The sequence below is a fragment of the Cellulomonas xylanilytica genome, assembly GCF_007989805.1.
GTDB lineage: Bacteria > Actinomycetota > Actinomycetes > Actinomycetales > Cellulomonadaceae > Cellulomonas > Cellulomonas xylanilytica.
Genome location: NZ_BJUB01000011.1, coordinates 168,709 through 182,076, shown reverse-complemented (window position 1 = coordinate 182,076; position 13,368 = coordinate 168,709). Strand labels below are relative to the sequence as shown.

Below are 13,368 nucleotides of genomic sequence, written 5' to 3'. Positions count from 1 at the left end.
GGCCTCCGGCTGGGGCGGCTGGTTCAACGTGTCGGGGGGCGCGGCGGCTCTCGCGTCGCCCATCGACGTGGTGGCCCGCTATCCCGACCACCTGGACCTGTTCGTCACCGGCACCGACGGACGCATCTACTCCACCTGGTGGCAGCCGACCGAGCAGCTGCGCGTGCACGTCAAGCTCCTCACCGAGCCGACGAGCGTGAGCCGTGCGCAGATGATCCAGAGCATGGTCGACGTGTACCGGTCGGCGGGCATCGACGTGGTCGTCGCCAGCACGGAGACGCTCAACCTCCCGCTGCTGACCGACCTCGACGTCGGCGGCTGCACCCGGGGCTCCACCACGACGGAGCAGAACCAGCTGTTCGCCAACCGCAACAACGCCGGCGCCGACGACCTCTGCGTCTACTTCGTCCGCTCGACGGTTCCCCCGCTCAACGGGTGCGCCGCTCATGCGGGTACCCAGTGGAGCGCGGTCGTCACGTCGGTGGCGTCACCGTGGACGCTCGGTCACGAGGCAGGTCACGTGCTGGGGCTCCCGCACGTGGGGCCGACCGACCGGTTGATGATGGGTGGGGGCACGTGGAACATCACGAACCCGCCGCCCGACCTGGCACAGTCCGAGATCGACACCATGCTCGCGCACCGCTTGGTTCGGTAGGAGGCATCATGGAACGCGACGAACTCCGCAAGGCCCTCGACAGGGACGAGCTGAACTATCCCGCTCTCGCCGCCGAGGCAGGACCGGACGCGATCGACGACCTCGAGGCCCTGGTCGCCGAGGACGATCCACGGATCGCACCCAAGGCGGCCTACCTGGCCGGCCTGATCGACGCCGAGGGCTCGGAGCGGGTGGTGGATCTCGCTGCCCGGAGCCGGCACGACGTCGTCCGGGCCTCGGCCGCCGCCTCGCTGGCGTCCTTGACGCAGGACCGGGCGTCGGCGATCGCCGACCGGCTGCTGGCCGACCCGGACGCAGGGATCCGGGCGCGCGCGGTGAAGTCGGTGGGCTCGCTCGGCGGTGACCTCCGGGCATCGCTGCGCAAGGTCGCCGACGAGGACGACGACCCGGACGTCCGCGACCTGGCCCGGGAGCTCGGTCCGGGCTGAGCCTTCTGGGTGGGCAGCCGCACTGGGTCACCAGTGCGGCTGCCGCGTGCCTAGGCTCCGGGCATGGCCACAGTCATCCTCGTCCGGCACGGTCGCAGCACGGCGAACGTCGCCGGGATCCTGACCGGGCGATCTCCCGGCGTCGACCTCGACGAGGTCGGGCGGGAGCAGGCCGCGCGCGCAGCCGAACGCCTCGCCGCGGTGCCGCTGGTGTCGGTGCTGTCGAGCCCGCTGGAGCGGTGCCTACAGACGGCCGAGATCGTCGCCGCTCCCGGCTCCGTCCCGGTCGGGTTGGAGCCCGGCATCGTCGAGTGCGACTACGGCGAGTGGCAGGGCCGGCCCCTCAAGGAGCTCGCCAAGGAACCGCTGTGGTCCGTGGTGCAGACGCAGCCGTCGCAGGCCGTGTTCCCCGGCGGCGAGTCGCTCGCCGGCATGCAGGCACGAGCGGTCGAGGCGATCCGACGGCACGACGCGGCCGTCGAGGCGGAGCACGGCACCGGGGCGGTCTGGGTGGCCGTCACGCACGGCGACATCATCAAGTCCGTCCTCGCCGACGCCCTTGGGATGCACCTCGACCTGTTCCAGCGCATCACGGTCAACCCGGGATCCGTCTCGATCGTCCGGTACGGGACCACCCGCCCGGAGGTGGTGGCGACCAACACCGACTCCGGCGACCTGTCGTGGCTGCGGGCGGCCGGTCCGGTCGGTGACGCACCGGTCGGCGGCGGCGCGGGGCCCCTCGTAAGGTGACAGGCATGCCGGCACTTGTTCACCAGTTCGACTGGCCCGACCGCGTCGTCGTCGGGACGGTCGGCAGCCCCGGATCCCGCACCTTCTACCTGCAGGTCCGCGACGGCGCCCGGAGCACCAGCGTCGCGCTGGAGAAGGAGCAGTCCGCGGTGCTCGCCGACAAGATCGACGAGATCCTCGACGCGCTCATGGCCGACGAGGGCAACCGGTTCAGCGTCCCGTCCACCACGCCCGACGAGCTCGTCGACAACGAGCCGCTCGACCAGCCCGTCGAGGAGCAGTTCCGCACGGGGCTCCTGCGCCTGGGCTGGGACCCGGCGACCGCGCAGGTCATCGTCGAGGCGTTCCCGCTGGAGGACACCGAGGACGAGGCGGCCGAGCCGAGCGAGACCCTCGTGCTCCGGATGCCGGTCGGCACCGCGCGCGCGTTCGTGGAGCGCACCCGGCAGGTCGTCCGGTCCGGCAGGCCGCTGTGCCCGCGCTGCGGCCAGCCCATGGCGGACGACGGCCACGTGTGCGACGACCTCACTCCGTGACAGCCGACGAGGTGGACCTCGTCGGCGGTGAGCTCGAGGTCGTCGGCCGCATCACGGTCGCCTCCAACGCGACCTTCCTCGCCACGGTCGACGGTGTCAGCGTCGTCTACAAGCCGGTCGCGGGCGAACGGCCCCTGTGGGACTTCCCTGACGGCACCCTGGCGAACCGCGAGGCGGCCGCCTACCTCGTCTCGGAGGCGTTCGACTGGGACGTGGTGCCGCGCACGATCCTGCGCGACGGTCCGCTCGGCCCGGGGATGGTGCAGCTCTGGCAGCAGCCCGACGCCGAGCAGGATCCCGTGAACGTCGTCGCGGACGTTCCCCGGCAGGGGTGGCGTGCCGTCTTCCGGGGGGTCGACGAGGACGACGAGCCGGTCACCCTCATCCACGAGGACTCCTCCACGCTGCGCCGCATGGCCGTCTTCGACGTCGTCATCAACAACGCGGACCGCAAGGGCGGCCACATCCTCCCGACGCAGGCCGGCCACCGCTACGGCGTCGACCACGGCGTGAGCTTCCACGTCGAGCACAAGCTGCGGACGGTGCTGTGGGGCTGGCGCGGCGAGCCGCTGACCGACGACGAGGTGGCCGGCGTCGACCGCGTGCGCGCAGCCGTGAACGGCGACCTCGGTCAGCGCCTCGCCGGGCTTCTCGACGACGACGAGCTCGATGCGCTCACGACCCGCTGCGAGCGACTGCTCCGCACGGCGGTCTTCCCCGGACCGTCCGGCGACATGCCCGCGTTCCCGTGGCCGTTCTTCTGAGCGGACCGCTCAGGGCACGTTCGCCCCGCCGTTGACGTTGATGACCTCGCCGACGACGAAGCTCGACTCCGGCGACGCGAGGAACACGTACGCGGGCGCCTGCTCGACCGGCTGGCTCGTCCGGCCCAGCCACGACGACTCCCCGAAGCCGTTCAGCTTGTCGGTCGGCTGCCCGTCGGAGACCTGCAACGGCGTCCACACCGGCCCCGGCGCGACGGCGTTCACGCGGATCCCGCGCGGCGCCAGGTCGGCGGCCAGCGCCTTGGTGAAGCCGATGATCCCGAACTTGGTCGACGCGTAGTTGATGATCATCGGCGACGGGTTGTACCCCTGGACCGACGTGCTGTTGATGATCGTCGACCCCGGCCCCAGGTGCTCCAGCGCGTCGCGCGTGATCCAGAACATCGCGTACAGGTTCGTCTGGATGGTGCGGTCCAGGTCCGCCTCGTCCAGCTGGTCGAACGTCTGGTGGTACACCTGGTGCGCCGCGTTGTTCACCAGGATGTCCAGCCCACCGAGGCCCTCCACCGCGTCGGCGACCAGAGTCCGGCAGAACTCCCGGTCCCGGATGTCGCCCGGCAGCAGGACCGCCGTCCGGCCCTCCGCGCGCACGAGGTCCGCGATGGCCTCCGCGTCCACCTGCTCCTCCGGCAGGTAGCTCAGCGCCACGTCTGCACCCTCCCGCGCGAACGCGATGGCCACCGCCGCGCCGATGCCCGAGTCGCCGCCGGTGATCAGCGCCTTCCGGCCCGGCAGGCGGCCGGTCCCGCGGTAGCTGGTCTCGCCGTGGTCGGCCTTCGGGTCGAGCTCCGCGTCGAGGCCCGGCAGCGGCTGCCACGAGGCGTGCGGCTTGATGTGGGCGTGGCGCTCGACGGGGTTGTCGAACGTGAGCTGGTCAGGCGACATCGTCATCTCCTCCAGGGGGTTCGATAACGATATCGGTCCGCCGCTTCGGATGGCGCACCGGCAGACCCGGCCTCACGCTGATCCCGTGCCGGACAGCAGCGACAGTGCCCTCGAGCAGGCGATCGTCGACCTGCTCGCTCGTCGCGCGCCGGACGCGACGATCTGCCCCAGCGAGGCGGCCCGCGCCATCGGCGGAGCATCGTGGCGGCCGCTGATGGAGCCGGCGCGAGCCGCGGCGCGCCGCCTGGTGGACGCCGGCACGATCGAGGTCACCCAGGGCGGGCAGGTGATCGACCCGTCGACGGCGAGGGGTCCGATCCGGCTGCGTCGGCGCACCGGCGAGCCGTAGTCACCACTCCTCGTCGCGACCCCAGCCGCCGAAGGCGCCGTTGCGACGTGAGCTCAGGTAGGACCCGATGACCGCGGCGCCGAGGTCGCCCGTCTCGGGCGTGACGACGGTGCCGCCCGCCCGCTTGGCCATGGCGTCGACGAAGCGCGCGAGGCCGGGGTCGTCGCCGAGCCGGAAGAACGTCGTGCGGGCGCCGAGCCGCGTCGAGCCGTCGAGCTCGCGCACCGCGAGGGCGATCGTGACCGGGTGCGGCGGGTAGTCGAAGAAGACCTCGCCGTCGGACTCGAGGTGGGAGGTCGGCTCGCCGTCGGTGACGATGAGGAGCACGGGCTGGGCGTGGGGGTGCTTGCGGAAGTGCCGGTTGGCCAGCAGGAGCGCGTGGTGGAGGTTGGTGCCCTTCTCCCACTTCTCGTCGAGCCCGACCAGCTGCTCGATCTGCATGACCTTCGCCTCGCGCCCGAAGCCGATCACCTGCAGGTCGTCCCCGCGGAACCGCGTGGTGACCAGGGTGTGGAGCGCCAGCGCGGTGCGCTTCATCGGCACCCAGCGTCCCTCCATCGCCATGGAGAACGACGTGTCGACGAGCAGCGCCACGCACGCCTGCGTCCGCGCCTCCGTCTCCTGGATCTCCACGTCGTCGACCTGGATGGTGCGGGAGCCTCGGACCAATGCGTTGGTGATGGTCCGGCTCACGTCCCACGGCTCGGTGTCCCCGAACGCCCACTGCCGGGTCGAGCCCGAGGGCTCCCCCGCGGCGCCGGACCGGCGGACGTCGTGCCCGCCCTGCCGACCGGACACCGTGTCGGCAACAGCCCGCAGCACCGCCTTGCCCAGCTGGCGCATGGCCTTCGGTGTCAGCAGGAGCTGACCGTCGGAGCCGCGGCGCAGGGTGCCGGAGTCGCGCAGCGCCTTCTCCAGCCGCTGCAGGGTGCGGGCGTCGACGGCGGAGTCGTTCCCGAGCTGGCGGGCGAGCTTGTCGAGGTCGACGTCGTCGAGCTGCGAGCCCTCGTAGGACTGCGCGAGCTGCTCCGCGAGCGCGTCGAGGTCGGCCAGGTCCTGGAACACGCCGGTGCCGTCGCCGAGGCCGAGCCCGTTCTCCCCGTCCATCCGCTCGGAGCTTCCCCAGTCCTCGCCGGGCCGCAGGGACCGGAGGTTGTCGTCCAGCTGGCCGAGCGCGTTCATGAGGTCCGACGAGCCGAACGCCTGCTGCGCGAGCGCGTCGAGCTCGTCACGCTGCTCCTGCGTCATCGAGTTGCGCATCCGCTGCGCCGCGGCAGCCCGCTGGGCCAGGGCGTCGAGCAGCTCGTCGAGCGTGCGCGGCTGCTCCGGGAAGTAGTCCCCGTGCTTGGCCATGAAGTCGTCGAACTGCTCCTGGGTGTCAGCGCCGCCCTTGCGCGCCTCGAGCAGCTCGTTGAGGTCGGCCAGCATCGCGTTCAGCGCCGCCCGGTCCGCGTCGCTGGCGTTCTCCAGCGCCTGCTTCATGCCGGCGAACCGCTGGTCCAGAGCCTCCCGGCCCAGCAGGTCCTTGATCTTCTCGAACTCCTGCCGCGCCTCGCTGCTGCGCCAGTCGTAGCCGTTGAGCTCGTTGACGGCGGCCGCGGGCGACGACGGCAGGTTGTCCAGCTGCATCTGCGCGAGCGCGCGGTCACCCTCGTCCATGTCGACGTCGCGCGCGAGCTGCTTGCGCTCGGCCAGGACCGCCCGATCGAGCAGCTCCTTGATCTCCTGCAGCGTGCCGTCCAAGTTGTTCCGCTGCGTCAGCTCCCGGCGCTTCTCGGCAACCCGCCGTGCGAGCTCGTCGAGGCCGGCCTGGTCGCGCCCGCCGCGCCGCAGGAACTCGCGCATCGCCCGCTCCGGCGAGTAGCCGGCCATGACGTCCTCGCCGATCGCGTCCAGCGCCTCGGCCAGGTCCACCGGCGGCGCGAGCGGGTCCGGCCCGTCGACGTACGGGGTGTACTTCTTGAGGCGCCGGTTGGGCCTAGCCATAGATCGTCTCGCCGCCCCCGGACTCCTTGCTGATCCGTCGGGACAGGTACAGACCCTCCAGCGCGAGCTCGATCGCTGCCGCCCGCTCACCGTCGGTGGTGGCGCCGAGCCGTGCGCAGATCTCGTCGTAGAGCTCGGACTCGCCCAGCGACGGCAGCCCGGTCAGGACGTCGCGCGCCGTGACCTGCTCACCCGTGGTCACCATGGCGCCACCCTGGATCGCGTCCACCAGCAGCCCGAAGTCGATCCCGCGCAGGTGCGCCCGCACGGTCTCCGCGGTCGCAGTCCGGAGCAGGTGGTCGAGGATCTCGTCCTCGCGCCCCTCCTCCCCCGACTCGAACTCGATCTTGCCGGCGAGCACGTCAACGGCGGTCTCCAGGTCGACGGGACGCGCGACCGCCTCCGACTCGCCCTGCCGAGCGGCACGGTGCACCGCCGACGCAGCCACGGTCTCGGCCCCCGCGATGGCGAACCGCGCACTGACCCCGCTGCGCTGGTCCACCGCGCTCGACTCCCGCAGCGCCCGCGTGAACCGCGCCAGGATCTCGACCAGGTGGTCCGGCACGGTCGCGTGCAGCAGGGCCTCCTGCCGGATGACCGCGACCTCGTCGACCAGCTCCGCCGGGTAGTGCGTCCGGATCTCCGCCCCGAACCGGTCCTTCAGCGGCGTGATGATCCGCCCGCGGTTGGTGTAGTCCTCCGGGTTGGCCGTCGCCATGACCAGCACGTCGAGCGGCAGGCGCAGCACGTAGCCGCGGATCTGGATGTCCCGCTCCTCCATCACGTTGAGCATCGCGACCTGGATGCGCTCGGCCAGGTCGGGCAGCTCGTTGATCGCGACGATCCCCCGGTGCCCCCGCGGCACGAGCCCGAAGTGGATCGTCTCCGGGTCACCGAGCGCGCGCCCCTCCGCGACCTTCATCGGGTCCACATCACCGATGAGGTCCGCGACGCTCGTGTCCGGCGTCGCCAGCTTCTCGACGTACCGCTCGTCGCGGTGCCGCCAGGTGATGGGGAGGTCATCACCTTCTTCCGCTGCGCGCTTCTTGCTCGCCACCGTGATGGGCTCGAACGGGTGCTCCCCGATCTCCGACCCGTCGATGACCGGCGACCACTCGTCGAGCAACCCTTGGAGAGTGCGCAGGAGCCGCGTCTTGCCCTGCCCACGCTCACCGAGCAGCACGATGTCGTGCCCGGCGATCAGCGCCCGCTCGAGCTGCGGGACCACCGTGTCGTCGAAGCCGTGGATGCCCGGCCACGGGTCGCGGCCCTCCCGGAGGGCAGCGAGCAGGTTGGAGCGGAGCTCTTCCCGGACCGACGTCAGGACGTGGCCGGAAGCGCGGAGCTCGCCGACGGTAGCGGCAGTGGGACGCATCATTCGGTCGAGCGTACGTCTGGGTTTGCCGGATGCATCCTGAGTTCGCCGAGGGGTGAACGGTTGCCGACGAGGTCTCCTCGGGGCAGGGTCGGTGCAGCAGATCCGAGGGGGGTGAGCGCGATGGCGAAGAAGAGCACAGGCGTGGCGCTGGCGGTCGCATGGCCGCTGGCCAAGAAGGTCGCCACACAGGTCAGCGTGATCGTCGCGAACAACCCCGAGATCCAGAAGCGCCTCGAGGGCCTCGGCAAGAAGTTCGCCGACGTCCAGAAGGCTCGGACGCCGGAAGCGAAGATCGCGCGGGCCATGGAGTCCGTGCGGGAGCAGGCCGAGATCGTCCTGCGGTCCGAGTCCGGCGACGCCGAGTCCGTCGCCTCCCTCCAGGCCGCCGGCTGGAAGCAGCGGGCGGACCAGGTAGAACGTGCTCTGCGGATCCTCCAGCACCAGCCCCGCAAGAAGCAGAAGGCCCAGCTGCAGCGCATCGAGGCGATGGCCGACTCGCTCGTCGCCGAGGTGCTGACGTCGCTGATCGACGAGGTCGAGGCACCGAGGGATCAGCTCGGCGGAACCTGATCCCGCTTCGTGGAGACCGTGACCGTGAACTTCGGGTCGCGGCTGACCTGCCGGGTCGGTCCGACGACACGCTCCAGCGCTGGCCGATAGCGCAGGTGCGAGTTCCACACCGCCCACAGCTCACCACCGGGCTTGAGGACTCGCGCGGCCTCCGCGAACAGCGTCCTGGCGACCCCGTCGTGCACCGCGGCGCCGACGTGGAACGGCGGGTTGAGCAGGACGACGTCCGCGCTCGCGTCGGGAACCGCTTCGGCACCGTCGCCTCGCACGACGACGACCCGGCCGTCCAGACCGTTTGCCGCGACGGTCGCTCGGGCTGAGGCCACCGCAGCTGCGGACTCGTCGGTCGCGGTGACGGTGAGCGCTCCGTTTGCTCGGGCGAGCTCGACGGCCAGGACGCCCGTTCCGCAGCCAAGGTCGACAGCCGACGTGATGTCCGTCGGTATCTTGTCGAGGTGCTGCAGCAGTGCGCGCGTGCCGATGTCGATGCCCGTCCCGGCGAACGCTCCGCCGTGCGCATAGACCGTGATGCCGAGGTCCGCGTGCTCTCTCTTCTGCGGCCAGCGCTGCTCTGGGCGCTCAAACCGCGGTCGGGGTGTCGACGCGAGGAGCACCCGCGACTTCTGCCTGGCGAGGCGCGCCTGCACGGTGCCGAAGTAGCGCCCGAGGACCTCGTTCATCGCCGGCGTCATGTGCTTGACCCGGCCGCCGGCCACGACAACCACGTCCGGGTCCGCGTTCTCGGCGATCAACCCCGCGATCTCATCGAGCGCGTCGAGCGACCGCGGCAGCTGCATCAGCACCACCCGTGCACCCGCGACGAGCTCCGGCGTCAGCCCGTGGCTCCTGAACCCGTCAAGCCGGAGCCTCTCAGCGTTCGCATGTAACGCCCGCTCCCCGAGCAGTCGGTCCTGGTGCGTGCGAACGCCCGAGAGCCCGTGCCGGGCGATAGCGCCGAGCGTCAACGCGCCATGATTGTCGCCGATCACGACAACCTCCGAACCGCGAATGGATCCCGCCAGCAGGTTCGTAGTTTCGTCGAGGATCAGCCGATCGCTCGCGTCGACCGCATGCAGGTTCGGGGATTCGAGGTCGGGGCGCCGGCGGAGGTGGGTGAGGACGTCGGTCTCGTTGTGTTCGGCCGCCGTCTCCACGGGACCGAGGGTAACGGGCAGTGAACGTGCCGCACTCCGGCAGGGCGATCGCACAGACAACAACACCCCTTACCGTGCAGGCGGAAGCGCTGAGTTGGAGAAGGTGGCGGAAATCGCGGGTGCTCGGGACATCGCAATCTCCTATTTTGCAGCGCCTGGCCGAGCCAGGCGCTGCCGGGCGGCAATCATGCGCCAAGCGGTGGCATGTATCGGGCCTAGCCAGCACGCGTCCCAGCCGAACGTGATTCACCAGGACATGCTGCACGAACCAGAGCCACCGCCGCTTCGACGTCCTTTGTCACCTCGTGCTCCCAGATACGTACAACGGTCCAGCCCTCGGCCTCGGCGAGCATTGTCGAGCGCACGTCACGCTCGTGGTTCCGGGTCATCTTCGCCTCCCACAGCGCTGCGTTCGGACCGTTCCAAGGAGTGCTGCGGCCATGCAGCGGACACCCGTGCCAAAAGCAGCCGTCGACGAAGACCGCAACACGATGACGAGGGAGCACCAGGTCAGGGGTGCAACCTCGGGCAAGGCGCGGGTGCAGACGGAACCGCAGGCCAGCGGCGTGGAGCGCTCGCCGCAGGCTGATCTCGGGTGCCGTCGAGGTCTTCACTCGACCCGCGAGGTGCTTGCCGGCGTCGGTACTCTTCCACCGCTCGCTCACGACTACGACCGTAGACGCAGTAACAGCAAGCCGCCCGGTCCGCAAGCCCGCCATTGCAGCGCCGCGGTGTTTCCTATGGACGGCGAGGCGATCGGCTCATCCACTAGGGAATCGCGTTTTCGTCCAGACGCCCAGAGAGAAGTTCACGACGGCTCGCCGCCGCGCGGGCCTGACCACGCTCGACGGCTTGCGCGATCCGTCCTCGCAGGTCGCCGCCCGTGTCGGCCATCGTCTTGCTGATTGCCGTCAGAACCGCCTGACCGTCGAGGTCGAGCTCCAGCAGGTCGCGGTCCCGCTCAACCTGCTTCGCGAGTGCTTGCGCGACGACGCCCGTGTTCACACCGTTGCCGAGTTGCTTCCACGTCGCTGCGCTCTTCTGTTCTGCCCACGAGAAGTTGTCGGGTAGCCCTTGCAGTCGCGCCCCCTCGACGAGAGAGAGCCGCCGCTCAAGCGGGCCGATGATGGGTGTCTGTGAGATTGCGACAAGTGCAGGGAGGTGTGTCAGCCGCTTGACCCGAAGCCCCGAAGGGCGAAGCGAGATCACGCAGTCACGAACCGACGGCGCCGCCTGGGCCTGCCACTCGAACTTCTGACGCGACTCGGGGAAGGTACGCGTCCGGTCAAGCCAACGTGCCGTCCAGCCGTCATCGAACGCGCGGAGGCGGTCGTACAGGTCGTAGTTCTTCGCAAGGTGGCTGATCTTCCAGTTCATGCCAGACGCCTGGGCGAGCGCACGGCGGCGCTCTCGGTCGTCGGCGGTCCAGACGTTCGCCCATATGGGGAACCCGGGGAGCTCCTTCGCGACGTGGCCACCACGGTCCGCCTCAGCGGTCAACATCTCTCGCGCCTTACTCACCCACGCGTCCCAGTGATCAATCCAGATCCACTCGTCTGGTGCTACGCGAGTTCCCGGGACGTCCTTGCTGTCGATCAGCGGAAGATCGCGCTCGAGGCTCCACTCGCGGGTCATCTTCAGGTCGCCGAACGAGATCGGCGCGACATCTTCGAACGGATCAGGCAGGTCGAGCGTCCCGGCCTCAAGGCGTTCGCCGTACAGTGCGCTCGGCCTCTTGGGCTCGACGCGCGTCGCAGCAATGAACACGCGGTCGCGCGTCTGCGGGTGACCGCCGTGCTCGGGCGCAATATTCACCGGCGAGAGGACTGCAGCGGTGTGGCTGACCCGGTAGCCCGCCTGCCGTAGCGACTTGATGATGATTTCCCACTCATGGACGTGACGAGGGCCCGCAAGGTTGCGAACGTTCTCTAGTAGCACGAGGGTGGGGCGGAGATCCTCGATAATGCGCATGATGTCGAAGAAGAGCGTCCCGCGGGTCTCGTCCATTCCACGCTGCGCGCCGCTCTTCGAGAAGGGCTGGCAAGGGAACCCCGCGACCAAGACGTCGTGTTCAGGAACGTTGACGCTGCCGTCGACCTGGGTGTCCTTCGTGATGTCGCCGACCTCGTTCCGGCCAAGCGGCTTCGCACCCCAGTTCGCCTCGTAGACAAGTTGCGCAGCGGGGTCAATCTCGACCGAATAGACACACTCGCCGCCGAGGGCGTCGAGCACAGCGTGGAACCCACCGATCCCAGCGAACAGGTCGATGTACCTGAAGGCGGGTGCACTCACGGGGGCGACTCCGTCGCTGTCGAGATCGAACATGCGTACAGCTAACCTCATCCAGGCGGGTGAACACAAGCAACCCGGCGGTGTTTCTGCACACGCGTCGCGTCCAGCGTTCCTCTCCGGCACGGTGAGTCTGCCAGAGTGACGAGCGTGTCTGGACTCGCCACCACCTTCAACCCTGCACAGTCCATCACTGAGGCGTCCGTCAGGATGTTCGCCCTGACCTCCTCGCCGGACGTAGGCACGCGCGGACCTCGGCGTTCGCTGCTCGCCCTTGCAGACTCACTGGGTATCGAGGTGGATTCGAATGCTGTCAACGCGGTCGTGGGCTGGCAGATCGCCGAAGTTCTCGACACGGAGTGGCGCGAGGACCGCGACTACGTCCAGTACCAGGTCACCCTCTACGGCATGAACACCCTGCTTTGGGCGGCATCAGCGAACCTCGCGATGCTCGCCCAGGCTCGGACGGTCACGTCCAACGCTGCGCTCGAGCAGGCGCTGCTGGCGATGCCGTGGTTCATGCCCGCTCGCACCAAGCAGGAGGCCGTGGACCGCCTGTGCGACCTTGCCGGCGCACCCAGGTACCGGCTCGGCCGCGGTGCAAAGGAGTACGTACGAACCTTCCCGGACGTCGCGGCTCGGTTCGCTCCCCATCTGCTGGGGGCCAGGCGCACAAAGCACGAATGGGGGGCGCTCCTAGCGGACGAGTTCAGCGTGCCGTGGAGCCCGACGGCCATATCGACGCAGGGCACCGTCACCAAGGAAGGGCTCAACCTCATCCTGGCTGGCGTCGAGCGGCGAGCCAACGTGTCCTCGGCCGCATGGGCGACAGCAGCCCACGAAGGTTCCGCGCTGGTTGCCGCTCTTGCCCGGGACCTGCCAACCCGGTGGGACGGACGGGAGAGCATCGATTGGATGCGAGAGAACGGCTCTACGAAGTGGTACGGGTCGGAGTGGGCAGGCTGGTTCTTCGAAGAGCAGGTACGCGCAATCCTCAACGAGCGGTACCCGAGTCCGCCGGTCGGAGGACCACGAGTGAAGTACGGCGCGACGACCTTCGACTACGCCTCGCCAACGCGCGTCTGGGACGCGAAGGCACACACAGCGTGGAGCCAGAGTTCACCCTGGGACGGGGCGCGCCCCACGAAAGCTAGTTCGCCGCTCTGGCTGAACGATGCTCGAGCAATGCGCGGGTGCATCGAGGAGCAGGGCCTCGGCTTCCTGATTGTGGACGGACTCGCCGGGCTCGACGTCGAGGGGATCTTTCGACAGTGGATCGAGACCTACGGCGCCAGGTACGGCAAGCAGCCAAGCACATACGTCGCGAGCACTGGGACCTCGCGACCGCGCAAGGTCGAGTGGACCCCTATTCGGCTGAGGGCGCTCTGGATCGAGAACTTGTACGAGCTCCAAGCCTCTGTCCTGGCGGGCTGGCTCTGGCAGAAGCCGCAGCCGGACTGGGGTGCTGGAGAGCAGCGCCGCGCCCGCAACGACAAGTATCAAGCACGTCTAGGCGCCGCTGGGCCGTGGACAGTCGCGTCGTTCGAATGGGGCGACATCGGCTGACTACGGCGGAAATGCC

At 69.6% G+C, this 13,368-nt stretch carries 14 protein-coding genes; 8 read left to right on the top strand and 6 right to left on the bottom strand.

Annotated elements, in window-relative coordinates; genetic code table 11:
- From CXY01_RS20930 to CXY01_RS17060, 5 genes are all read left to right on the top strand, one after another.
- The coding region (locus CXY01_RS20930) for a zinc metalloprotease (protein WP_222594575.1) at nt 1–655 on the top strand (655 nt) is incomplete at its 5' end.
- A gap of 8 nt (nt 656–663) precedes the next feature.
- Nucleotides 664–1,104, top strand: coding sequence for a HEAT repeat domain-containing protein (locus CXY01_RS17075; protein WP_146929683.1), 441 nt, complete (start codon nt 664–666; stop codon nt 1,102–1,104).
- Between the two features lie 63 nt (nt 1,105–1,167).
- Complete coding sequence (locus CXY01_RS17070; protein WP_146929679.1) at nt 1,168–1,854, top strand: histidine phosphatase family protein; 687 nt, start codon at nt 1,168–1,170, stop codon at nt 1,852–1,854.
- Between the two features lie 5 nt (nt 1,855–1,859).
- Nucleotides 1,860–2,390: a DUF3090 domain-containing protein gene (locus CXY01_RS17065; RefSeq protein ID WP_146929675.1), complete on the top strand. Its 531-nt coding sequence runs from the start codon at nt 1,860–1,862 to the stop codon at nt 2,388–2,390.
- Complete coding sequence (locus CXY01_RS17060; protein ID WP_146929672.1) at nt 2,387–3,154, top strand: SCO1664 family protein; 768 nt, start codon at nt 2,387–2,389, stop codon at nt 3,152–3,154. The genes CXY01_RS17065 and CXY01_RS17060 overlap by 4 nt, the downstream gene beginning before the upstream one ends.
- Nucleotides 3,155–3,163: 9 nt before the next feature.
- Here CXY01_RS17060 and CXY01_RS17055 read toward each other — a convergent pair whose 3' ends face one another.
- The gene (locus CXY01_RS17055) at nt 3,164–4,060 is read right to left on the bottom strand and encodes an SDR family oxidoreductase (protein ID WP_146929668.1); all 897 of its coding nucleotides are present in this window, start codon (nt 4,058–4,060) and stop codon (nt 3,164–3,166) included.
- An 85-nt stretch (nt 4,061–4,145) separates the two neighbouring features.
- Between CXY01_RS17055 and CXY01_RS17050 the strand changes: the two genes are divergently transcribed.
- Complete coding sequence (locus CXY01_RS17050; RefSeq protein ID WP_246125446.1) at nt 4,146–4,409, top strand: DUF3253 domain-containing protein; 264 nt, start codon at nt 4,146–4,148, stop codon at nt 4,407–4,409.
- Here CXY01_RS17050 and CXY01_RS17045 read toward each other — a convergent pair whose 3' ends face one another.
- Together CXY01_RS17045 and CXY01_RS17040 are read right to left on the bottom strand one after the other, a co-directional pair.
- Nucleotides 4,410–6,395, bottom strand: coding sequence for a vWA domain-containing protein (locus CXY01_RS17045; RefSeq protein ID WP_146929664.1), 1,986 nt, complete (start codon nt 6,393–6,395; stop codon nt 4,410–4,412).
- Nucleotides 6,388–7,773, bottom strand: coding sequence for a MoxR family ATPase (locus tag CXY01_RS17040; protein WP_146929661.1), 1,386 nt, complete (start codon nt 7,771–7,773; stop codon nt 6,388–6,390). Before CXY01_RS17040 ends, CXY01_RS17045 begins: the two co-directional genes overlap by 8 nt.
- 120 nt (nt 7,774–7,893) lie before the next feature.
- Between CXY01_RS17040 and CXY01_RS17035 the strand changes: the two genes are divergently transcribed.
- On the top strand, nt 7,894–8,343 hold the full coding sequence (locus CXY01_RS17035) for a hypothetical protein (RefSeq protein WP_146929658.1): 450 nt from the start codon (nt 7,894–7,896) through the stop codon (nt 8,341–8,343).
- Here the strand turns inward: CXY01_RS17035 and CXY01_RS17030 are convergent.
- The 3 genes from CXY01_RS17030 to dcm form a co-directional block, all read right to left on the bottom strand.
- Nucleotides 8,325–9,497 (bottom strand): class I SAM-dependent methyltransferase, encoded by a 1,173-nt coding sequence (locus tag CXY01_RS17030; RefSeq protein WP_146929655.1) that lies wholly within the window; start codon nt 9,495–9,497, stop codon nt 8,325–8,327. The genes CXY01_RS17035 and CXY01_RS17030 overlap by 19 nt on opposite strands.
- A gap of 215 nt (nt 9,498–9,712) precedes the next feature.
- A complete protein-coding gene (locus tag CXY01_RS17025) occupies nt 9,713–10,216 on the bottom strand; it encodes a very short patch repair endonuclease (protein WP_146929652.1) in 504 nt (167 codons plus the stop codon).
- A 49-nt stretch (nt 10,217–10,265) separates the two neighbouring features.
- Entirely contained in the window at nt 10,266–11,822 is a 1,557-nt protein-coding gene (gene dcm, locus CXY01_RS17020; RefSeq protein WP_146929649.1) for a DNA (cytosine-5-)-methyltransferase, read from the bottom strand.
- A gap of 114 nt (nt 11,823–11,936) precedes the next feature.
- Here dcm and CXY01_RS17015 point away from each other — a divergent pair, with 114 nt between their 5' ends.
- Nucleotides 11,937–13,352 (top strand): hypothetical protein, encoded by a 1,416-nt coding sequence (locus CXY01_RS17015; protein ID WP_146929646.1) that lies wholly within the window; start codon nt 11,937–11,939, stop codon nt 13,350–13,352.
- Nucleotides 13,353–13,368: the final 16 nt, after the last annotated feature.

Bases quoted from the DNA above. Each gene is read 5' to 3' on its own strand.
- CXY01_RS17075 (WP_146929683.1), top strand. From the start codon at position 664: ATGGAACGCGACGAACTCCGCAAGGCCCTCGACAGGGACGAGCTGAAC.
- CXY01_RS17070 (WP_146929679.1), top strand. From the start codon at position 1,168: ATGGCCACAGTCATCCTCGTCCGGCACGGTCGCAGCACGGCGAACGTC.
- CXY01_RS17065 (WP_146929675.1), top strand. From the start codon at position 1,860: ATGCCGGCACTTGTTCACCAGTTCGACTGGCCCGACCGCGTCGTCGTC.
- CXY01_RS17055 (WP_146929668.1), bottom strand. From the start codon at position 4,060: ATGTCGCCTGACCAGCTCACGTTCGACAACCCCGTCGAGCGCCACGCC.
- CXY01_RS17045 (WP_146929664.1), bottom strand. From the start codon at position 6,395: ATGGCTAGGCCCAACCGGCGCCTCAAGAAGTACACCCCGTACGTCGAC.
- CXY01_RS17040 (WP_146929661.1), bottom strand. From the start codon at position 7,773: ATGATGCGTCCCACTGCCGCTACCGTCGGCGAGCTCCGCGCTTCCGGC.
- CXY01_RS17035 (WP_146929658.1), top strand. From the start codon at position 7,894: ATGGCGAAGAAGAGCACAGGCGTGGCGCTGGCGGTCGCATGGCCGCTG.
- CXY01_RS17025 (WP_146929652.1), bottom strand. From the start codon at position 10,216: ATGGCGGGCTTGCGGACCGGGCGGCTTGCTGTTACTGCGTCTACGGTC.
- dcm (WP_146929649.1), bottom strand. From the start codon at position 11,822: ATGTTCGATCTCGACAGCGACGGAGTCGCCCCCGTGAGTGCACCCGCC.